This window comes from Achromobacter sp. 1L-A-4-B-C2, assembly GCF_057291955.1.
The window spans coordinates 588,454-610,239 of sequence record NZ_JBXAWP010000004.1 but is presented as its reverse complement, the minus strand read 5'-3'; the positions used below and the strand labels follow the sequence as shown (position 1 = coordinate 610,239).

Sequence of the window (21,786 nt, the reverse complement as noted above, 5' to 3'; positions counted from 1 at the left end):
GGTTTATTTGTAGGAACGCAGGATGCGGTCGGCCTCGCGCTGTGCGTCGGTCAGCGCCTGCTGCGGCGTCTTCGAACCCGTCAACGCCGCTTGCAGCGCGTCGTTCAGGGTCTTGGTGACGCGCTGGTTTTCATGCGTGGAAAATTCCGCCACGCTGACCTCCAGCTGGTCGCGCGCGACCGTGGCGGCCGGCACTTCCTGCGCGTACTTCTTCATCTTTTCGGTTTGCCAGGCGGCCGGCGTCACGGCCACGTAGCCCGTGGCGATGCTCCAGTCGGCCGCGCGTTCCGGCGTGGTGACCCACTGCGCGAACTTCAGCGCGGCCTGCTGCTGCGCCGGCGTGCCGCTCTTGAAGATATAGAAGTTGCCGCCGCCCGTCGGGCTGCCGCCGCGCTTTTGCTGCGGCATCATCGCCACGCCGAACGGGAAGTCGGCGTTCTTGCGGATGTTGGTCAGGTTGCCGGTGGTGGTCCAGACCATGGCGGCCTTCTTTTCCAGGAAGTCCTTGGGCGTGGTGCCCCAGTCAATGGTGCCGGTGGGCATGATCTTGTGCTTGGCCGACAGGTCGCGCCAGAACTGCGCGGCTTCCACCACCGCCGGCTTGTCCAGGTAGACCTCGTTACCGGCTTCGTTCATCAGGATCGCGCCGTTCGGCGTGGTCAGCGCCTGGAACAGCCAGTACGCAAACGCGCCGCCCGACGGGATCTCGATGCCCCACTGCGTGGTGTTGCCCGAGGCGTCCTGCTTGGTCAGCTTCTTGCCGTAATCGACCAGCTCGGCCCAGGTGGCGGGCGCGCGTTCGGGGTCCAGGCCCGCTGCCTTGAACAGGTCCTTGTTGTAGTACATCACGATGGTCGAACGCTGGAACGGCACGCCCCAGGTGTGGCCGCCCGAGCGGCTGTTCTGCATGAACGCGTCGTAGAAGCCGCCCAGCCACTTCTTGTCGGCATCGCTTTTCGCCAGCGAATCGATCGGCACGATGGCGTCTTCATCGATCAGCGTGAACATGTCGGTGGACAGCAGCACGGCCAGTTGCGGCGGCGTGCCGCCCTTGAGCGCCGTCAGCGCCTTGGCGATCGAATCCTGATACGAGCCGGCGTAAATCGGCTTGATCTTGATGTCGGGATTTTCCTTCTGGAAGTCCGCGACCATGTCGTCGACGATCTTGGTGATCGGGCCGCCGACGGCAACCGGGTAATAGAACTCGACCTCGACGGGTTTGTTTTGCGCCTGTGCCGGCAGGGACAGGCAAGCGGCGGCCAGGCTGGCGGCCAGGGTCTTCAGTACGATGCGTCGCATGGTGGCGTTTCCTTTCCTGTGCAATGGGCGTCTTCTAGCGCCCGACGGTGTTGATCACCGCCGAATCGGCGGCAAAGAAATGCTGTTGCCCGCCCTGCCAGGACAGGTTCAGGGCCTCGCCGGCGCGGGCGCGCAAATGGCCGCCCACTCGCACGGCCACGCCGCTGGTGTCGCCTACCCGGCACACCACGATGGAATCCGCGCCGAAGTATTCAACGCTTTCGACAATGGCCGGTAGGCCGGCGCTGTCGATGCGGATGTGTTCCGGGCGCACGCCCAGCTTGACGGCGCCGGCCGGTGCGTTGGCGATCACGGGGCCTTGCGTGCCGGCGATAACGGCGGCGCCGTTCGCGGCGGCAAGCCCGATCAGATTCATGGGCGGCGTGCCGATGAAACGCGCGGCGAACTCGGTGGCCGGCCGTGCGTACAGGCCGTCGGGCGTGTCGTGTTGTTCGATCTGACCGCCGCGCAACAGCACCACCTGATCGGCCATGCTCATCGCCTCGGTCTGGTCGTGCGTGACGTACACCATCGTGATGCCCAGGTCCTGCTGCAAGGCGCGGATCTCGCGGCGCATCTCGTGGCGCAGCTGCGCATCCAGGTTGGATAGCGGCTCGTCCATCAGGCACACCGGCGCTTCGGAAATCACCGCGCGCCCCAGCGCCACGCGCTGCTGCTGGCCGCCCGACAACTGCGACGGCTTGCGGTCCAGCAGATGCTCCAGGCCCAGCAGCCCGGCCACGCGCTGCAAGCGGCGGTCGAAGTCGCGCGCGGGTTCCTTGCGGACCTTGAGGCCGAACAGGATGTTCTCGCGCACCGACAAATGCGGGAACAGCGCGTATGACTGGAACACCATGGATATGCGGCGCTTGGCCGGCGGCAGTTGCGTAACGTCGCGATCGCCGATGCGGATGGTGCCCGATGTGGGCGTGTCCAGGCCGGCGATCATGCGCAGGGTGGTCGACTTGCCGCAGCCGGATGGGCCCAGCAGCACCGTGAAGCTGCCCGCCGGCACCGTGAAGCTCACGCCGTGGATGGCGGCGGCGCCGCCGTACTGTTTGGTGAGGTTATCCAGAACGATGGATGACATGCTGTCTCGACGATCTAATTGTTAGATCCGCATTGTTGCCTGTTATGAAAACCTTTTCATTGTGCAGCGCAAACATGACGGATTCGTGGCAAGCCAAACGGCTACAAACAACGCTGCGCGCCCCTTCGGCGCAGCGCTCAGGCAAACGGATAAGGCCCGGGATATTCCCCAAGCACCGCGTGGTGCGTAACCAGGTTCGTGCCTTGCCACCAATGCAGCTGGTAGCCCGGCGGTTCCATGATGTATTGCAGCGTGGGACGCGGCCCCAGCTCCAGCGCCAACTGGTGTGCCGTGCCCGGGCAGGTGGACGCGATCGTGCCGCCGAAGCGCTGGAAGATGGTGCGATGCAAATGCCCGCACAGCACCCGTTCTACATTGGGAAAGCGCGACACCACGCGTTCCAGCTCTGGCGCCCCGGCCAGAAGGCCGATGGCATCCATGTGTTCGATGCCGGTCAGGAACGGCGGGTGGTGCATCAACACCAGCGTCGGCCGGTCCGGCTGTTCGGCCAGGCGCGCGGCCAGCCAGTCCAGGCGGTCCTGGCAAAGTTCGCCATGGCTTTTCATCGGCACCACCGTGTCCAGCGCCAACAGGCGCAGCGGATGGGTTTCGATGGCGTACTGAATGAACGGCCCGCCGCCTTGCAGGTAATCGTGGTCGGGAAAGGCGGCGCGCAGTTGCGCGCGGTCGTCATGGTTGCCGGGCAGCAGAAAGTACGGAATCTCCAGCGCTTGCAGATGGTCGCGCAGCACCTGGTATTCGTGTGGGCGGCCCAGGTCGGTCAGGTCGCCTGTGATCAGTACGCAGTCGGGGCGCGGCGTCAGCGCGTTCAGCGCGCGCACGGCCGGCGCCAGGAATGCGGCCGGGTCGATGATGCCGTAGGCCTTGTCGCCCGGGGTACGCATGTGCAGGTCGGTGATTTGGGCAATGAGCATGATGCGTGCGTTGTCGTAATTGAAGAGATCAGCGGCGTACGGACGCCGCGGTACCGCCTACCACGATGCAATGCGGCAAGCGGTTCGATTGGGCAGGTTGGCCATGGATCTGCGCCAGCAGGTTCGAGCACGCCGTCTGGCCGATGCCGTCGCTGGGTTGCGCCACGGTCGTCAGCGGCGGCGTCAGCAAGGCGCCGAAGCGCATGCCGTCAAAGCCGCACACCGAAATGTCGGTGGGTACGCGCAGGCCCAGCGCCACCAGATCGGCGATGACGGCAGTGGCCAGCAGGTCGTTCGAGCAGAACAGGGCGGTAGGCGCCTGTTTGCCGCGCAGCGCGGCCTTTAGCACGTCGGCATCGCTGCCGGTGTGCGAGCTCATGGCGATGTGCTGCACGGTGTCCAGGTTCAGCTTCTTGGCGCAGGCGCGGGCGCCGGTCAAACGGCGGCGGGCGCGATCCGAGGCGGTCAGCGGCCCGGTCACCAGCGCAATGCGGCGGTGCCCCAGCGCGGCCAGATGCGCGACCATGTCACTGGCAGCGGCGCGGTTGTCCACCGACGCAAATGGGTGCGTGGACGACTCGTTGTAGACCAGCACATAAGGCATGCCGGCGCTGTCCAGATCGTCCAGCGTGGCGCTTTTGTTGACGTCGGCAACGGTCAGGATCAGGCCGTCGACCTGATGGTCGATCAGGCCTTGGACCGCGGCGGATTCAACGGCGGGGTCATACCCGGTGGCGGTCAACATGACGCTGTAGCCCGATTCGCGCGCACGGCGCTCGGCGCCTTCAAAGCACTCGGCGAACACGGGATTGGACAGGGTGGGCAGAATCAACCCGATGGTGCGGGTGCTGCCGGAGCGCAGGCTGCGGCCAACGCGGTTCGGCCTGAACCCTGCGCGCTTGGCCACGTTGCGGATGTGCGCCAACGTGTCGGGATGGACGATCTCGGGTTGATTGAATGCGCGCGAAACCGTCGCCGGCGATACGCCTGCCTTGCGGGCCACTTCAATGATGGAAAAGCGGGGCGACGGGCGCGTAGCCATACCGGGATTACTGTCTGTTTGCTGAAAACGTTTTCATCTTACAAGACAAATATGACCTTTGTGTTGCACGGGTTTGCGCTATGCTGGTGTGAACGCAACAACATAAAGCCTAGGCGCGGCGCAGTCGTTTCACCCGGGAAAACACGGTGTTTTTGGTGTTTTTCCTAATTGACGCGGCGCGCACAATGGCAGGGATCGGTCCGCATGGCCCACGGCGCAACAACGCCGCCGGCAACGCAAGGGCAGACCCCTCGGTCAAGGGGACCGGGTGCGTAATCAGCTGCCACGCCTTGCGCGGCGCCGGTAAAGAGGAAAGGAAAATGTCTACTGCCTTAAACAGCCTTGGCGCGGTTCAAGCCGCGCGCAAGCTGCAACGGCGCGAGTTAACCGCGGTGCAATTGGTACGAGCCTGTTTTGCCCGTATCGAGCAGCGCGAAAATACCATCCACGCCTGGACCGCCCTGCAAAAACAGGCGGCGCTGGACGTTGCACAGGCCCTGGACGATGGCCCTTTGCAGGGTCCGCTGCATGGCCTGCCGATCGGCGTGAAAGACCTGTTCGACACCGTCGATCTGCCTACCCGCTACGGCTCGCCTATTTATGAGCGCCACCGCCCCGGCCTGGACGCCGCCGCCGTGGCGCTTTGCCGTGGCGCGGGCGCCATCGTGGTGGGCAAGACGGTCACCACTGAATTTGCGACCTATCAAGCCGGCCCGACCCGCAATCCGCGCAACGAGGCCTACACGCCTGGGGGCTCCTCCAGTGGCTCGGCCGCCGCGGTCGCGGACGACATGGTGCCCTTCGCATTGGGCTCGCAAACGGCGGGTTCCATCATCCGCCCGGCGTCGTATTGCGGCATCGTCGGCTTCAAGCCCACGTTCGGCGCCATTCCCCGCGCGGGCGTAAAAAGCCTGGCCGAATCGCTGGACACGGTGGGCGGCTTTGCCCGTTCGGTGCCCGACGTGGCCTTGTTTGCGTCCGTGATGATGCGCGATGCCCGCATGCAGGACCTGTCCTACGACGCCAAGCCGCGCGTGGGCATGTGCCGCACGTTGCAGTGGCGGCACGCGCAGGCCGAAACGAAGGAAGCGTTCGCCCAGGCGGCGGCGACCTTGTCGCGCGCGGGCGCCACCGTGAAAGAGGTGCCGCTGCCTTCGCAGGATTGCATGCTGGTGCAGCTGCACGCCGACATCATGGCGTACGAGGCGTCGCAGTCGCTGGCTTTCGAGCGCCTGCAACACGCCGGCCAACTTAGCCCGAAGATCCAGGCGGTGCTGGAAGCGGGCGCGCAGATTTCGGCCGAGCAACACATCAAGAACCTGGCGCGCGCCGAAGAGTCGCGCATTCGGGTGAACAGCTGGTTTGACGACTGCGACGTGTTGCTGGCGCCCAGCGCCGCCGGCGAGGCGCCATTTGCCGACCTGGGCACGGGCGATCCGCAGTTCTCGCGGCCCTGGACGCTGTTCGGCCTGCCCTGCCTGAACCTGCCCTTCGCCACGGGCCCGCAAGGGCTGCCCGTGGGGTTGCAGCTGATCGGGCAGCGCTATGACGACTACCGCACGCTGGCGATTGGGGCGTGGGTGCATGAGCGTCTGCTTGAGGCCAATGCGCCGGATATCGGTGCGTCGGATATGTGGCCGCGAGGCTGAACGCGGCGCGCGTTCAATCAAATGCCGAAAGCAGAGAGCAGAAAGCCCGCCGATAAGGCGGGCTTTTTTGTGCCGGTCGCGCCAGGAAGAGGTGTGTTCCTGGTTGTTGGCCGGCCCATGTTCCGGGCCGGCTTCGGGCGTTCAGTTCAGAAGGCGAGCGCGGATCACGCGGCCTCGGCGGCTTCCTGCTCGGCGGACGCCACGGCGCCCGCGTTGATGTGACGGTTCACGGCGCTAAGGACGGCCTGGAACGAGGCCGTCACGATGTCGCGGTCGATGCCTACGCCAAAGCCCGTGGAGGACTCGCCCACGCGCAGTTCGACATAGGAGGCGGCGCGCGTGTCGGTGCCGGTGCCGATGGCGTGCTCGTGGTAGTCCATGATGCGCACGGGCACGTCCAGCGCCGCCACGAATGCCGAGATGGCGCCATCGCCCTTGCCCGTCACGATGCGGCGTTCGCCGTTGTATTCGAGTTCGGCTTCGATGCTGAAATGCTGGCCTTCGCCGGCCGACGGGTTGCCGTCGATGCGGTGGCGGATCAACTTCCAGGGCGCCTTTTGTTCCAGGTATTCGCGATTGAAGATGGTGTGCACGTCGTCGGCGGTGACTTCGCTGCCCGTCTCGTCCGTCACGCGCTGGATGGCGCGGCTGAATTCGATTTGCAGGCGGCGCGGCAAGACCAGGCCGTGTTCCTGCTCAAGCAGGTACGACACGCCGCCCTTGCCCGACTGGCTGTTCACGCGGATCACGGCGTCGTAGCTGCGGCCCAGGTCGGCCGGGTCGATCGGCAAGTACGGCACTTCCCAGACGGCGTCGGCCTGTTGCAGCGCGAAGCCCTTCTTGATGGCGTCCTGGTGCGAGCCGGAGAACGCGGTGAAGACGAGGTCGCCGGCATACGGATGGCGCGGGTGCACCGGCAACTGGTTGCAGTATTCCGCGCAGCGGCGCACTTCGTCGATGTCGGAGAAGTCCAAACCGGGATGCACGCCTTGCGTGTACAGGTTCAAGGCAAGCGTGACGAGGTCGACGTTGCCGGTGCGTTCGCCGCTGCCGAACAGGCAGCCTTCGATACGGTCGGCGCCGGCCATCACGGCAAATTCAGCGGCGGCCACGGCGGTGCCGCGATCGTTATGCGGGTGCACGCTAAGCACGATGCTGTCGCGGCGCGCCAGGTTCTTGTGCATCCATTCGATCTGGTCGGCGTACAGGTTGGGGCTGGTGGCCTCGATCGTGGCGGGCAGGTTCAACACCATCTTGTGGTCGGGCGTGGGCTGCCAGACATCGGCGACGGCGTTCGACACTTCCAAGGCAAACTCGGGCTCGGTGGTGCTGAACACTTCAGGCGAATACTCGTAGCTCCATTTGGTTTCGGGGCGCTGCGAGGTGTATTGCTTGATGAGGCGCGTGCCGGTCGTGGCGATGCCCTTGATTTCGTCCTTGGACATGTTGAACACCACCTTGCGGAAGGCCGGTGCGCAAGCGTTGTACATGTGGACGATGGCTTGCTTGGCGCCCGCCGCGGCTTCCACCGTGCGGCTGATCAGGTCTTCACGCGACTGCGTCAACACGATGATGGTGACGTCATCGGGGATGCGCTTTTCGTCGATGAGCTTGCGCACGAAATCGAAGTCGGTCTGCGACGCGGACGGGAAGCCGACTTCGATTTCCTTGAAGCCGATCTTCACCAGTTGTTCAAAAAAGCGGAGCTTGCGCTCGACGCTCATGGGTTCGATCAACGCCTGGTTGCCGTCACGCAGGTCGGTGCTCATCCAGATCGGCGCCTTGGTGATGCGGCGGCTGGGCCACGTGCGTTCGGAGAAGTCGCGGGTGAACGGCGCGAAGGGGACGTATTTGGTGGCGGGGTTGGCAAGCATCATGACTACACCTCGATCAATCGGTTTCTTTTGAATCCCGTGAGCACTGAGTCTCGGCGGCGCGATGACCGGATGACGGTTTTGCGCCAGGGGTTGCCGTGATTAACCGGCAGGATTCACAAATAAAAGGGGGAAATCGCGTGTGGCAAACGTGGCTGCCGAGCTACCACGGGGACACTAGGCCCGGCAACCGATCGGTAGGTATAGCGATAGCGCGGCAGCGAAGAAGGAACGAGCGCGCAGGCCGGCGACCGGAGCGACGAAGCGTCCGGTGGCAATCGCGGGGAGGGTGCGGTGAGCGGCCATAGGGTGCTAGTCAAACATATTTTCTTTGCCAGCGCAAACGAAAACGTTGAAAAAAACCGGGGGCAGAGCGCGCCGCGATCTTTGATCGACAGCGGCGCGAGACCGAGAATCCGGCCCGCGCCCGAGGTCGCAGCATGCCGCTGCGGCATCGGGCGGTGGCGTGCGTCTACTGCGTTTGCATGTGGCCGTTTTTCACGATCTTGCCCAGGCGTTCGCGTTCACTGGCTGCGAATTCCACAAAGCTCGCGCGCGAGCCGCCACCCGGTTCGATGCTGCTCTGGCGCAACGCGTCCTGCACTTCTTTGGTCTGGAGCGACTGCTCGACCGCTGCGTTCATTTTGTCCAACACGTCCGCCGGCGTGCCGGCGGGCGCGTACAAGCCCGCCCAGTGCCCGATGCGCACGGCGGGAAAGCCGGCTTCGGCGGTGGTGGGAATGTCCGGCGCGCTGGCCATGCGCTTGTCCCACGTGGTGGCCAGCGCCTTCAACTTGCCGCTTTGGATCAGCGGCAACGTCACGATGCTGGCTTCCGACGTGGCGTCGACCTGGTTGCCGATCACCGCCGTCACGCCTTCCGAGCCGCTCTTGTAGGCGATGGGCTCGATGGGCAGGCCCGTGGCTTCCTTGACCATTTCCGCCACGAAATGTGGCGTGCTGCCATTGCCGGCGGTGGAAAAGGTGATGCGGTCGGTCTTGGCTTTCTTGGCGCGCTCGACGAAGTCCTTCAGGTCCTTGGCCGGGTTGGACGGGTTGGCCACGATCACCGAGGGCGTGATGGTCAACAGCGCGACGGGGGTCAGCTCGTCGTCCTTGTAGGGCTGGTCCGAGCGGATCAGGCTGTTGGTGACGGTGCCATTGCTACCGACCAGATAGGTGTAGCCATCCGCCGCGCTGCGAGCGACGTGCGCGGCGCCCACGACCCCGCCGGCGCCGGGTCGGTTTTCCACAATGACGGATTGCTTCAGCGTCGTGCCCACTGCCTTGGCGATGATGCGGGCGACCAGGTCGTTGGCGCCGCCGGCGCTGAACGGCGCGACGAAGGTGATGGGTTTGTCGGGCCATGCGGCCATGGCGGGCGTGGCGGCGAATGCGGCCGAGCAGGCCACGAGCAAACCGGCGGCATACCGGATGGGGGTGCGGAACATGATTTTCTCTCCAGGGGCCGGCCGCGCATCGGCAGGTCTCGGCTGCCGTTATGGTTTTGCTGGGTCTGTTGCGCGGCCTGCGGTTGCGCGAGCCTGGACGGGTCAGTATAGAAGGCGGAGCTGGCGCCGGACTGAAACAAAAAAGGCCGCCAGATCGGCGGCCTGTGTGGCAAAAAAGTCCGCGCCGCGTTAGCGGGCCGGGCCGATGCGAGGTTCGACGTAGCGGTCGCCGCGGGTCTCGCCCCGGACTTCGGTACGCGGGGCTCGGCGGCCGTCATCGCGCGGATCGCGCGACGGCGGGATGGCCGTGCCTTCCAAAATTTGCGCCTGTTCGGCCACCATGGCGATCTTGCCGCTGCGATTGTGGCGAATTTCAGACAGTGCGCGCCGCAAGTCGCCTACAGTGAAGGGTTCTTGGCGGTCGCCCCAGGTCCAGCGCAGCACGCCCAACGATTCTTCCGACAGGTTCGGCGCCAGATCGGCCAGCGTATCCGTGCCCACCGGGGTTGCCGCGCCCGAGGCCAGGCTGGCTGCAAACCAGGCGCGGACCGAGAAGAAGACGATCAGCGTCCAGATGCCGGCAACGACCCACCAGATATAGGGATTGACCTTCTGCGCCATATCCTGGGTTGGCTGGCCCAGCGTATGCAGGAAGTCATAGTTCATGCGTTTGCCGAAATCCAGTATCCACGAGGCAACGAGATACCAAAGGACGACGGCGACGGCGATGACTATCGCGCGCACAACGATTCGGGGTAGCGCCAGTTTGAGCAGGGTCTGGCCGATAAGTCGGCTGTCCTGGCGAACGCTTGCGGGCGAAGTCAGATTCATCATGCAAAATATTGTACCTATGACCCGTCCAATTTTAGAACTGCGACCTGGCCAGCACCTGACGCTGACCCCTCAATTGCAGCAATCGATACGATTGTTGCAGTTGTCCACGCTCGACCTGGAAGCCGAGATCTCGCAAGTGCTCGCGGACAACCCCCTGCTGGAACGGGAAGACGACACCCCCGCCGCCGAGGCGCAAGCCGAATCCGAACGCGAATCCTCGGTCGATGACGACACCCCCGCAGCGGAACGCGATGCCCCCGTCGAAGAAATGCCTGGCTCGGGCGGCGTGTATTCGGATGATGACTCCGGGCTGCCCGAGGCGGCGCGCCCGGACACGTTGCGCGAACACCTGCTGGGCCAGCTGATGCTGACGCGGGCGGCGCCGCGCGATGCTGCCCTGGCGGCCTTGCTGATCGACGAGCTGGATGAAAACGGCTACCTGGGCTCGCCGCTTGAGGAAATCCTGACGTGGCTGCCGGCCGAAATGGAACCCGACCTGGATGAGTTGCGGGCGGCGCTGTCGCTGCTGCAATCGTTCGACCCCGTCGGCATCGGCGCGCGCGACATGGCGGATTGCCTGGTGTTGCAATTGCGCCACCCCGACCTCTCCCGTTTGCCCGAAGCGGCCGATCCGGCCGTCCTGGCCTGCGCCCGCGAAATCTGTGCGCGCCATCTGCCCTTGCTGGCCACCGGTAACGCTGCACGCTTGTGCGCTGCCGTGGGCTGCGACGAGGCAATTTTCCGCGCGGCCCACACGCTGATCCTGCGGCTGGAGCCCCGGCCCGGACGCGCCTGGACCGTGCCTGCGGCGGACTACGCTGTGCCCGACGTCATCGTGCGCAAGGCGCGGCGCGGCTGGCAGGTCACGCTGAACAGCGCCGCCGTTCCCCGGCTGCAAATCAACGGGCTGTATGCACAGATGCTGGGCAACCAAAAGGAATCCGCGCACGCGGGCCTGCAAACCCAGTTGCAGCAAGCCAAATGGATGATACGTAACGTGGAGCAGCGCTTCGACACGATCCTGCGTGTCGCCCAGGCCATCGTCGAACGCCAGACGGCGTTTTTCAGCCAGGGGCCGTCGGCCATGCGTCCGCTGATCCTGAAAGACATCGCCGGTGAGCTCGGGCTGCACGAATCGACCATTTCACGGGCCACAACGCAGAAGTACATGCTTACTCCGTTTGGCACGCTGGAGCTCAAGCGCTTCTTCGGGACGGGGGTCTCCACCGACGGCGGTGACGCCACGTCGGCCACGGCGGTGCAGACTTTCATCCGCCAAATGGTCGCGGAAGAGAACCGGGCCAAGCCCTTGTCGGACAGCCAGATCATGCAGAAACTGGCCGATCAGGGGATAGTTATCGCCCGTCGGACGGTGGCAAAATACCGAGAAGCGCTGCGAATTGCCCCGGCTACGCTGCGCAAGGCGCAAGCCTCGGCGCGTTGAAATAGGGGACGAATCTTTGAGGATTCGTCCTTTGTTTCAAGGGGTTGCGTGACAATTGCGCTACAAATTTTTTTGCGTTCAGGGCTTGTCATCCGTCGAATAATTTTCGATAATCATTCGCATGTACATTTGCGTATGTAATGCCATCACCGAACGCCAAGTCCGCGCCAGCGTGGACGGTGGCGCGACGACGCTGTCCGACCTGCAATTCGAGCTGGGCGTGGCCACGTGCTGCGGCTGCTGCGCGGCAACCGCCGCCGAATACCTGCCAGGCGGCCGCTGCTCCAGCGTGTGCGACGTTCGCTCCATCGCCGTTCCGGTCAATGCGCCCGCCACCCTGGTTGAATCGGGTTCGGCTGCCAACCACAGCAGCTTCCCGATTCCGCTGGTCGCTGCCGGCTAACGCATTGCCGTCCCCTCCGGCTCGCTGAGTTCTTCGGCGGGCCGCGCTGCTTTCCGGACGCAGCCTTTCCCAAACTATTTGTCATTGCGCCAGGGCGCGAGCAGAATGCTTGATCCCTGCGCCATGCGTGGCGTGCCGTTCTCATGGACTCCCGATGAAGGCCACGCCCGCCGCCAGCGCCCCGACCGCCCCTGCCGCCTCGGGCATCAGTTGGGTGCCCATCGCCGCATTCTGTTTTCTGTGGAGTTCGGCCTTTGCGGCGGCCAAGATCGCGGTGCGCGATTGCCCCCCGTTGACCCTGTTGACCATCCGCTTCCTGATTGCCGGCGTGTTGATGCTGGGCATCGCCGCCTTCAGCGGCCGGGGCCGGCCACTGCAAGGGCGTGACCTCGCGTCCCTCATCCTGCTGGGCGTCTTGAACAACGCGCTGTACCTGGGGCTGAGCTGGTCCGGCATGACGACCGTGTCGTCGGCATTCACCGCCGTGCTGATCAGTACCAACCCGCTGCTGATCGGCGTATTGGCCGGCCCTGTACTGGGCGAGCGGCTGACGTGGCGCAAGTTGCTGGGCCTGTGCCTGGGGCTGGTCGGGGTGGCCGTGGTGCTGCGATCACGCCTGACAGGCATGCAGGAAGACATGCACGGCACGCTGCTGGTCACGGGTGGCCTGGTGGCGCTGGTGGCCGGCACGCTGCTCTACAAGCGGCTCAAGCCGGCGGCAGGGCTATGGACGTCGACCGGCATCCAATCCCTGGCAGCGGCTGCCGCGTTGCTGCCGTTCGCGCTGATGAACGAAAGCCTGAGTGATGCGCGCCTGACGGCGAGCCTGCTGGCCAGCATGGCCTACATGATCGTGGCCGTGTCGATGGGCGGCTACTACTTGTGGTTCATGATCCTGAGCCGGGCCAGCGCCACGTCGGCCAGTGCGTTGCATTTCTTGATGCCGCCGCTGGGCCTGTTGTTTGGCTGGCTGGTCCTGCGCGAGCCGGTATCGTGGCTGGATCTTTTGGGCATCGTGCCAATCGCCTTTGGGATCTGGTTGACGACGCGCAAAGCGCGTTGAACCACTGAATAAGCAAAATAGCGCTAATAAGGTTGCGGATATGCAACCTGAGGGCATCAGTGGGATTTCGATGGAATGTCAGCCGTTTATCACGGGCTTATCGACACCATTAAAGGAAAGTACCGGACGAATGCGCCAGCTGACTCAGCGCTACGCCGCATAGGGCCTGCGTTGTGCACGCAAAGCATCACGCACGCATACTCATTCTCATTGGCTTGTCGCTTTCTGGTAGCGGTTCTAAAGCCGTTTACCAAATGCGGCGCAAGGCTAGGCGCGCCCCGCCGGCAGGTGGTAGTCTGCCGGGGTTGCGTACGCGCGGCATCGTGCGCTCCTTTGTCGCGATGCACTCGCGTCGCGCCTGACTGCAAGGAGTCCATTATGAAAGGCGACAAAACCGTCATCCAGTTCTTGAACAAGCAACTGACCAACGAACTGACGGCCATCAACCAATATTTCCTGCATGCGCGCATGCTGAACCATTGGGGCTTCGACAAGCTGGGCAAGCACGAATACGAAGAATCCATCGGTGAAATGAAGCACGCGGATCGCCTGATCGCACGCATCTTCATGCTGGACGGCCTGCCCAACCTGCAAGACCTGCACAAGCTGCTGATCGGTGAAGACGTGCCCGAGCTGCTTGCCTGTGACCTGAAGCTGGAACAAGCCGCGCACACCACCGTCGTGGAAGCCATCGCCTATTGCGAATCGGTGCGTGACTATGTCTCGCGCGATCTGTTCCAGGACATCCTGGACGACACCGAAGAGCACATCGATTATCTGGAAACCCAGATCGATCTGATCGACAAGGTCGGCATCCAGAATTACCTGCAAAGCCAGATGTCCGTGCCCGAGTAATCGGCTGGGCCGCAAGGCAATAAAAAGGCGCCCCTTGGGGCGCCTTTGTCATATCCGCGTAAACAACGCGCGGCGTATTGATTGTTATCTGAGACGGTTATTGCGGGCGGGCCGGACATTCGGCCATCGTGCCCCAGGCGCGGTTCGGCGCACAGTATTTGTTGCGCGCGTTCCATGAGCACGAAGGCCGTTCGAAGAAGCCTTGCGTGGCGCACTGCGCCAGTTCGCGCTTGAGCGCGTCTTGCCAGCCCGGAGCGCCAGGCGCCGGCGACGTATTGGGCGGGGGCGGAGGCGCTTGCACCATCTGCGGCGTACCGTAGCCGTTGGCCTGCATCTGGCCGCCGTTGATGGCGGTGGATGTGCCGGGCACTTGCAAGTCCATGGTGGTGACGTCCGAGGTGCCGGAAGGCAGCGGCACTTCCGAGGCGGCCGCGATTTCGCGGGCTTGCTCGGGCGTGATGCGTTCGCGCGAAAGCTTCACGGCGGGATCGCTGACGGTGTCGAACAGCGACACTGTATTGACCTGCCATTGGCGGTCGGCCGGTTTGTCGGGAACGCCCAGGGTACCGTCGATGCGCGGCTGCGGCGGTTGCGCCACGTAAGGGCGTCCGTTGGCGTCCAGAACGGGCTGCTGCGAAGCTGCCGCGTCCTGACCAGGAGCCGGTGCCGCGGGCGGCGCATGCGCCACCAGCCAGTCACCCAATTGAATACCGCCCCAGGCCGACGCGCCAAGCGCGATCAGGAGCGTTGCGAATAATAAACGCCAAGACATTGCTACCCTCATCTGCCGTGCGGAACCCGAACGGGTCTACGCCTTGTCCCCGAAAACCTTGCCGCCGTGTTCGCGCATGGCATGGAATTTCACCTCGGGATACAGGTCCTCGGCTACGCGCAACTGCGCAGGGGAACTGATCAAAAACGCCGCCGCATCGACGACATCATAGGCGATATGAGCCGCATTGGCATCCATGAACTTGCGCAGCGCCTTGGGGTTTTCAGACGTAATCCAACGTGCCATTGTGTAGCGCGAAGGCAGCATTCTGGCGTCCGCGCCGTACTCGGTTTTGAGGCGGTGAGCCACCACTTCAAACTGCAACTGGCCGATTGCGCCCAGCAGCAAAGAGCCGCCCGCAGCCTCCGGACGGAACACCTGAATCGCGCCCTCTTCGCCCAATTGGGTCAGGCCGGTACGCAGCTGTTTGGTGCGCAGCGGGTCCTTCACTTCAACCGCCTGGAACAGCTCCGGCGCGAAGAACGGCAGGCCGGTGAATTGCAGCGTTTCGCCTTCGGTCAGCACGTCGCCCAATTGCAGCACGCCGTGGTTCGGGATACCGATCACGTCGCCGGCATACGCCTCGTCCAGAAGCTCGCGCCGTTGCGACAGGAAAGACACCACGTTGTTGGGGCGCATCTCTTTGTTGGTGCGGGCCACCTTCAAACGCATGCCGCGTTCAAAGCGGCCCGAGCTGACGCGCACGAACGCCACGCGGTCACGGTGGGCAGGGTCCATGTTGGCCTGCACCTTGAACACGACGCCGGTGAACTTGGGTTCTTCGGGCAGCACTTCGCGTTGCAGGGCGACGCGCGGGCCCGGGGGCGGCGCGTGGTCGACCAGCGCGTCCAGCACTTCCTGCACGCCGAAGTTGTTGATGGCGGAGCCGAAGAACACGGGCGTCTGCTTGCCGGCCAGGAACTGTTCGCGGTCGAACGCGGGCGCGGCTTCGTTGATGAGTTCGATCTCGCCGCTGGCCTGTTCGAACGCCGAGCCGAAACGGCGGGCGATTTCAGGATTGCTCAGCCCTTCGATCACATCATCATTGTCCGAGCGGCGTTCCTGCCCGGGGCGGAACACGCGCATGCGGTCGCGGCGGATATCGAACACGCCGCCGAACGACTTGCCCATGCCCACCGGCCACGAGAACGGCACGGCATCCATGCCCAGGTGGCCTTCGATCTCGGACAGCAATTCCAGCGGCTCGCGCACTTCGCGGTCCATCTTGTTGATGAACGTGATGATGGGCGTGTTGCGCGCGCGGCAAACCTGTAGCAGGCGGATCGTCTGCGGCTCGACGCCATTGGCGGCGTCGATGACCATCAGCGCGGCATCCACCGCCGTCAGCACCCGGTAGGTGTCTTCAGAGAAGTCCTGGTGGCCCGGGGTGTCGAGCAGGTTGATGACGCAGTCGCGGTATTCCATCTGCATGACCGACGAGGCCACGGAAATGCCGCGTTGCTTTTCGATTTCCATCCAGTCGGACGACGCATGGCGCGTGGCCTTGCGCGCCTTGACGCTGCCGGCGATCTGAATCGCGCCTGCGAACAGCAACAGCTTTTCGGTCAACGTGGTCTTGCCCGCGTCAGGGTGGGAAATGATCGCGAACGTTCGGCGCCGCGCTACTTCGTGAGGGATGTTCATGGTCGGGGGATTGTACTTAACGCCGCTTTTGGAGCCGGCGCGGTACGGCTTCGTGCATGAAAAAGCCGTGGGGCACCCGCCGTCGCCAGCGAGCGCCCCAAGGCCGGAAAATTCAGGAATGGCGGCGGAACGACGCCAGGAAAACGCCCGCCACGATGAACAGCGACCCGAAGGTGCGGTTCATCCAGCGGATGTGCTTGGCGTCGCGCAGCAAGCGCAACACGCGGGCCGCCAGCAGCGTGTACACGCCCATGGCGACCAGGTCGGTAAACGCCAGCGTGCCGGCCAGCGCCATGTACTGCGGCGTCAACGCCATCGCCGGGTCCACGAACTGCGGCACAACGGCCAGCAGGAACACGGTGCCCTTCGGATTCATGGTGTTGATCAGAAAGCCACGCATGACCAGATCGCGGATCGACGCCTGCTTCGGGTCGCCCGCGTCCACCGCCACGGGTGCGGCGTCAGTACGAATCTGGCGCACGCCCAGGTAGATCAGGTAGGCCACGCCCAGGTACTTGACCACATTGAAGGCCATTTCGGACGTGGCCAGCACGGCGCCCAAGCCCACGGCCACCACGACGAACTGGAACAGGATGCCCATGATGAGGCCGGCCGTGTTCCAGTAGCCGCGTGCAAAGCCGTATTTCAATCCAGAGGACATCGCGGAAATCGCGCCCGCCCCGGGTGAGAACGAAATGGCCCAGGAGGCCAGGAAGAACGTCAACCAGGTGGATAAGGGCATGATGGCGCGGGTCCTAGGATCGCAGTATGGGGGTGCCGGGATATTACTCGCTTGGCTTTACTTGCCCAGCAACGCCGCGCGCGGACGGCCCGAACCGCCGTTGCCCGCCGGGCGCTGCGCGCCTTCGGGACGGCGCGGGGCCTGCTGCGGACGGCCATCGCCACGACCGGCGTGAGCCGGGCGGTCGGCGGGCTTGGCGTCGCGTTGGCCACCATTGCCACGGCCTTCGCCGCCGGCGCGAGCCGGTGCGGGGGCACGGCCGCCGGTAGCGGCGCGCGCCGGGCCTTGGGCCGGACGCGAACGGCCGGCGCCAGCGTTGCCGCCACGGCCGGCGTTACCGCCATTGCCACCACGACCGCCATTGCGATTGCCACCGCGCGGGCTGCGCGCGTCTTCATCGCGTTCCTGGCGTTCGAAGGCGGCGGCGCTGGTGGGCGACGGGGTCCAGCCTTCAACGGGCTTGCGCTCGATCGTCTTCTTGATCAGGCGCTCGATGTCCTTCAGCAGCTTGATTTCGCTGTTGTCGACCAGCGAGACGGCAGCACCCGTGGCGCCCGCGCGGCCCGTGCGGCCGATACGGTGCACGTAGTCTTCCGGCACGTTCGGCAGTTCAAAGTTCACCACTTGCGGCAGTTGGTCGATGTCCAGGCCACGGGCGGCGATGTCGGTCGCCACCAGCACCGTCACGGTGCTGTCCTTGAAGCCGGCCAGCGCGCGGGTGCGAGCCGATTGGCTCTTGTTGCCGTGAATGGCGGCGGCTGTCAGGCCGTCCTTGACCAGCTTTTCAGCCAGGCGGTTGGCGCCGTGCTTGGTGCGCGTGAACACCAGCACCTGGTGCCAGCCGCTTTCACGGATGATGTGGCTGATCAGGTCGCGCTTGTGATGCTGTTCCACCATGTGCACCGTCTGGGTGACCAGTTCGGTGGCGGTGTTGCGCGGGGTGACGGACACTTCGCCCGGGTTGTTCAGGACGCCGCGCGCCAGCGTGCGGATTTCGTCCGAGAACGTGGCCGAGAACAGCAGGTTCTGGCGTTGCTTGGGCAGCAGGGCAAGAATCTTGCGGATGTCGCGGATGAAGCCCATGTCCAGCATGCGGTCGGCTTCGTCCAGCACCAGGATTTCAACGCCCGACAGGTCAACCGTCTTCTGGCCGCAGTGGTCCAGCAGGCGACCCGGCGTTGCCACCAGGATGTCCAGCGGCTTGCGCAGCGCGGAAATCTGGGGGTTGATGTTGACGCCGCCGAACATCACCATGGACGTCAACGAGGTGTACTTGCCGTACGTCTGCACCGATTCGGCCACCTGCGCGGTCAGTTCGCGCGTGGGGGTCAGGATCAGGCAACGGGGGCGGCCGGGCTTGCGCACTTCGGGCTTTTGCTGCATCAGCAGATGCAGGATCGGCAGCGTGAAGCCGGCGGTCTTGCCGGTACCCGTCTGCGCGGCGGCGAGCAGGTCGCCGCCTTTCAAAACTTGGGGAATCGCCTGGGCTTGAATAGGCGTGGGTGCGGTGTAGCCGGTATCGGCAATGGCGCGCAACAGGGAATCAGCCAGCCCGAGGTCGGCGAAAGGGGAAGAGGTAGTCAAAACAACTCCAGCGGCAGCCCGTCGCTCAAGTTGAGAGACTCCAATCCAGGCGGACGAATAAGGAGAAAAGGGAAGCGCCCTGATGGGCGAAGCTTGGCAGCGAAGGGCCATAGCGGACGTGTGCAGATTGGCAAAGCACACTCGGCGATTGTAGCTGATGTGGCGGTGCAGCAGCGGACTGGATTCAGCCGTGCTGTATCGCCAAGTAACAACTTGCAGCGCTTATGAACCAAATACGTGTTTTCCCTAGTGCGCTCTCCCTATAATCGCTGCGCATCTATCCATTTGAAGAATAAAGGGTCGCTATGAAGAAATCGGCAATCGTGGGCCTCGTGGTCGTTCTGGGCGCGGCGTGGACCGGCACCGCCTGGTACACGGGCCAAAAGGCCGAGGCTTTCGTCAACCAGTCCATTGGCGAGGCCAATGTTGAACTGAAGAAGTTCAGCGATCAGTGGGGCATCGCCTCGTCCGTGGAGCTGGTTTCGTTCGAGCGCGGTGTGTTTTCGTCCACCGCCCGCTACCGCGTGAAGTTCACCACGCCGGCCGAACAAGGCAAGCCCGCGCAAGATCGCGACGTGCTGTTTGTGGAACACCTGTCGCACGGCCCCCTGCCGCTGTCGAACCTGAAGTCCGGCTCTTTCGCGCCGGCCATGGTCGCCAGCGACTTCGTGCTGGAAGAAACCCCGACCGTCAAGGAATGGTTTGCCGCCACCAAGGGCGCAACGCCGCTGTCGGGTCACTACAGCGTCAGCTACGCCAAGAACATCACCGGCAAGTTCAACCTGGCCCCCGCCGACGTCACCAAGGGCGACACCAGCCTGTCGTTCTCGGGCATGACGGGCAACGTCGACTACACGACGTCGAACAAGCACGGCATCTTCGACCTGAAGACCGACAAGCTGGTGCTGTCCGGCCAGAGCGAAAACAGCGACATCGTCAGCATGGCCCTGCAAGGCATTTCGCTGACCAGCGACATGACGCCGGCGTCCAATGACATGTACGTGGGCAGCCAGAAGCTGACGCTCAAGGACTGGACCATCACGTCCAAGGAAAAGCCGCCGGTTCAGTTCAAGGACACCTCGATCGCCGTCGACATGACCGAAAACGGCCCCGCCATGGGCGCCAAGATGGCCCTGGACTTCGGCATGATCAACGTGCAAGCCAAGGACGTTGCCGGCCTGAAGCTGGCGCTGGATGTGCAGAAGCTGGACTCCAAGGCGTTCAAGGCGCTGAACGACGTCTACGAAGCCGCCTCGCGCCGCATGATGCAAAGCAACGGCCAGGAACAACTGCCGCAGTTCACCGCTGAAGAGCAGCAGGTCATCAAGACCAACGTGGCGCAGATCCTGGCAGGCAACCCCACGCTGGCCGTGTCGCCGCTGGAAGTGCGCACCGCCAACGGCACGTCCACGTTCAACCTGAACCTGGACTTTGCCAAGCCGGCCTCGATGGACGGCGAAGTGGCCGACACGCTGACCGAAGCCGTGAAGAAGCTGGATGCCAAGCTGGTGCTGTCCAAGGGCAACCTGAGCGACTTGATGGCCGTTGAACCGCAAATGCGTGGCGTGCCGGCCGAACAAGCCGTGCAAACCGCCAAGGGCCAGGCCGAAATGGTTGGCACCATGGCTGCCGCGATGGGCGTTGCCAAGGTCGAAAACAACAACATCGTTACCTACGTGAACTACGCCGACGGCCAAGTCGACTTCAACGGCAAGAAGATGCCGGTTGAACAGTTCCTGATGATGGTGATGAGCGGCGCGATGGGTGGCGCGCGCTAAGGCGCACACCACGAAGCACGCGACCCCGGTCGTTGCCAAAGTAAAAAGCCGCCGCGCCGTTGGGCGCGGCGGCTTTTTTTCGTTGTATCCCTGCCAGGGTCAGAACGGCAACGCACCCGCCGCCAGCTCGCCGTTGCGCAGCACCGCCACGTGGAAGCGCTTGTCGGCCGCTTTCAGGATGTCTTCGGTCGGGTCGCCTTGCACCAGCAGCAGGTCGGCCACCTTGCCCTCGGCGATGACGCCGTGCTGGGTCAAGCCCATCAGGTCGTGGCCGCGCGACGTGCCGGCGATCAGCGCATCGACAGGCGTCATGCCGAATTCGACCATGTACGCCAGCTCCATGGCGTTTTCGCCATGCAGGTTGAATGGCGTGCCCGCGTCCGTGCCCATCGCAATGCGGCCGCCGGCCTTGTAGTACATCTGGAACGATTCCCGATGGCGTTGTTCCACCGCCCGCGCCTTCTCCACCGCGTACGCCGGGATGCCGTTGTCGGCGTTGGCGATGATGTTGCGCACCGCGGCGATGGTGGGCACCAGATAGGTTTCGGCTTCCAGCATTTCGCGCAGGCAATCATCGTCCATGAAGATGCCATGTTCGATCGAATCGATGCCCGCGCGCACGGCGTTCAGAATGCCCTGGGTGCCTTGCGCATGGCTGGCCGTGCTTTTGCGAAAGCGCTTGGCTTCGTGCACGCCCGCCTTCAGTTCATCGAAGCTGTAGTGCGCGTCCATCGGGCTGACGCCGGGCGTCATGACGCCGCCGGTGGCCATGATCTTCACCAGGTCGCAGCCTGCGTGGACTTGCTCGCGCACCGCCTTGACGACGTCATCGACGCCATCCGCAACGCGGCCGATGCGGTTGCCGTGTCCGCCCGTCATGCAGATGATGCGGCCGGACGCCTTGATGGTGGGGCCGGGAAACACGCCGCGCGCAATCGCGTCGCGCACGCCAAATTCCAGGTAGTCCTTGCCGCCGCAGTCGCGCAACGCGGTCACGCCACCGCGCAGGCTGGCCTGGGCATTTTCCAGCGCGGTCAACGTGATCTGCGCGGGGCCCTGCTTGCTGAGCAAGGCGTTGGGGTCGGCGCCGCCGGTGTAGACCAGGTGCACATGGCAGTCGGCCAGACTGGGCATCAGCGTCATGCCGGTGGTGTTGACCTGTAGCCCCGCATAGCCTTCAAACGCGCCGGCCGGCGCCACGCGCGCCACCTGCTTGTCTTCGATCAGCACACCGTGATCGCGCAATACCTTGCCCTCGCCATCGAATACCAGGCCGCCGATAAAGAGAGTCTGTCGTGTCGCCGTCATGTCTTGCTCCGGTTGCGCTT

At 64.2% G+C, this 21,786-nt stretch carries 18 protein-coding genes; 6 read left to right on the top strand and 12 right to left on the bottom strand.

The window, feature by feature from the left end; all coding sequences use genetic code 11:
* Positions 1-3: 3 nt before the first annotated feature.
* The 4 genes from AC0Z35_RS21310 to AC0Z35_RS21295 all read right to left on the bottom strand — a co-directional run bounded on the left by AC0Z35_RS21310 (position 4) and on the right by AC0Z35_RS21295 (position 4,366).
* Positions 4-1,299, bottom strand: coding sequence for an ABC transporter substrate-binding protein (locus AC0Z35_RS21310; protein WP_219991518.1), 1,296 nt, complete (start codon positions 1,297-1,299; stop codon positions 4-6).
* A gap of 34 nt (positions 1,300-1,333) precedes the next feature.
* On the bottom strand, positions 1,334-2,389 hold the full coding sequence (locus tag AC0Z35_RS21305; RefSeq protein WP_485132658.1) for an ABC transporter ATP-binding protein: 1,056 nt from the start codon (positions 2,387-2,389) through the stop codon (positions 1,334-1,336).
* 137 nt (positions 2,390-2,526) lie between these two features.
* Complete coding sequence (locus AC0Z35_RS21300; protein WP_485132657.1) at positions 2,527-3,324, bottom strand: phosphodiesterase; 798 nt, start codon at positions 3,322-3,324, stop codon at positions 2,527-2,529.
* Positions 3,325-3,352: 28 nt separating this feature from the next.
* Positions 3,353-4,366 (bottom strand): substrate-binding domain-containing protein, encoded by a 1,014-nt coding sequence (locus AC0Z35_RS21295; RefSeq protein WP_046803935.1) that lies wholly within the window; start codon positions 4,364-4,366, stop codon positions 3,353-3,355.
* Positions 4,367-4,686: 320 nt separating this feature from the next.
* Between AC0Z35_RS21295 and AC0Z35_RS21290 the strand changes: the two genes are divergently transcribed.
* Complete coding sequence (locus tag AC0Z35_RS21290) at positions 4,687-6,015, top strand: amidase (RefSeq protein WP_120153403.1); 1,329 nt, start codon at positions 4,687-4,689, stop codon at positions 6,013-6,015.
* A gap of 164 nt (positions 6,016-6,179) precedes the next feature.
* Here the strand turns inward: AC0Z35_RS21290 and leuA are convergent, their stop codons facing one another.
* The 3 genes from leuA to AC0Z35_RS21275 all read right to left on the bottom strand — a co-directional run bounded on the left by leuA (position 6,180) and on the right by AC0Z35_RS21275 (position 10,173).
* Positions 6,180-7,892 (bottom strand): 2-isopropylmalate synthase, encoded by a 1,713-nt coding sequence (gene leuA / locus AC0Z35_RS21285; RefSeq protein ID WP_046803933.1) that lies wholly within the window; start codon positions 7,890-7,892, stop codon positions 6,180-6,182.
* Between the two features lie 469 nt (positions 7,893-8,361).
* Complete coding sequence (locus AC0Z35_RS21280) at positions 8,362-9,339, bottom strand: tripartite tricarboxylate transporter substrate binding protein (protein ID WP_046803932.1); 978 nt, start codon at positions 9,337-9,339, stop codon at positions 8,362-8,364.
* A gap of 189 nt (positions 9,340-9,528) precedes the next feature.
* On the bottom strand, positions 9,529-10,173 hold the full coding sequence (locus AC0Z35_RS21275) for a hypothetical protein (protein ID WP_046803931.1): 645 nt from the start codon (positions 10,171-10,173) through the stop codon (positions 9,529-9,531).
* Between the two features lie 16 nt (positions 10,174-10,189).
* Between AC0Z35_RS21275 and rpoN the strand changes: the two genes are divergently transcribed.
* The 4 genes from rpoN to bfr all read left to right on the top strand — a co-directional run bounded on the left by rpoN (position 10,190) and on the right by bfr (position 13,938).
* Positions 10,190-11,617 (top strand): RNA polymerase factor sigma-54, encoded by a 1,428-nt coding sequence (gene rpoN, locus AC0Z35_RS21270; RefSeq protein WP_485132656.1) that lies wholly within the window; start codon positions 10,190-10,192, stop codon positions 11,615-11,617.
* Positions 11,618-11,738: 121 nt separating this feature from the next.
* Positions 11,739-12,020, top strand: coding sequence for a (2Fe-2S)-binding protein (locus AC0Z35_RS21265; RefSeq protein ID WP_485132655.1), 282 nt, complete (start codon positions 11,739-11,741; stop codon positions 12,018-12,020).
* A gap of 154 nt (positions 12,021-12,174) precedes the next feature.
* On the top strand, positions 12,175-13,083 hold the full coding sequence (locus AC0Z35_RS21260) for a DMT family transporter (RefSeq protein ID WP_485132654.1): 909 nt from the start codon (positions 12,175-12,177) through the stop codon (positions 13,081-13,083).
* Positions 13,084-13,461: 378 nt separating this feature from the next.
* Entirely contained in the window at positions 13,462-13,938 is a 477-nt protein-coding gene (gene bfr / locus AC0Z35_RS21255) for a bacterioferritin (RefSeq protein WP_046803928.1), read from the top strand.
* 97 nt (positions 13,939-14,035) lie between these two features.
* Here bfr and AC0Z35_RS21250 read toward each other — a convergent pair whose 3' ends face one another.
* The 4 genes from AC0Z35_RS21250 to AC0Z35_RS21235 all read right to left on the bottom strand — a co-directional run bounded on the left by AC0Z35_RS21250 (position 14,036) and on the right by AC0Z35_RS21235 (position 18,680).
* On the bottom strand, positions 14,036-14,722 hold the full coding sequence (locus AC0Z35_RS21250) for a hypothetical protein (protein WP_104144683.1): 687 nt from the start codon (positions 14,720-14,722) through the stop codon (positions 14,036-14,038).
* 24 nt (positions 14,723-14,746) lie between these two features.
* Complete coding sequence (locus AC0Z35_RS21245; protein WP_046803926.1) at positions 14,747-16,354, bottom strand: peptide chain release factor 3; 1,608 nt, start codon at positions 16,352-16,354, stop codon at positions 14,747-14,749.
* Positions 16,355-16,466: 112 nt separating this feature from the next.
* A complete protein-coding gene (locus tag AC0Z35_RS21240; RefSeq protein WP_104144684.1) occupies positions 16,467-17,096 on the bottom strand; it encodes a LysE family translocator in 630 nt (209 codons plus the stop codon).
* A gap of 57 nt (positions 17,097-17,153) precedes the next feature.
* Complete coding sequence (locus AC0Z35_RS21235) at positions 17,154-18,680, bottom strand: DEAD/DEAH box helicase (protein WP_046803924.1); 1,527 nt, start codon at positions 18,678-18,680, stop codon at positions 17,154-17,156.
* Between the two features lie 305 nt (positions 18,681-18,985).
* On the opposite strand from AC0Z35_RS21235, the gene AC0Z35_RS21230 reads away from it, so the two are divergent.
* A complete protein-coding gene (locus AC0Z35_RS21230) occupies positions 18,986-20,458 on the top strand; it encodes a YdgA family protein (protein ID WP_046803923.1) in 1,473 nt (490 codons plus the stop codon).
* A gap of 99 nt (positions 20,459-20,557) precedes the next feature.
* On the opposite strand, the gene AC0Z35_RS21225 is transcribed toward AC0Z35_RS21230, so the two are convergent.
* Positions 20,558-21,766 carry a metal-dependent hydrolase family protein gene (locus tag AC0Z35_RS21225; RefSeq protein WP_485132653.1) on the bottom strand — a complete coding sequence of 403 codons (1,209 nt, stop codon included), beginning with the start codon at positions 21,764-21,766 and terminating at the stop codon, positions 20,558-20,560.
* Between the last annotated feature and the right edge of the window lie 20 nt (positions 21,767-21,786).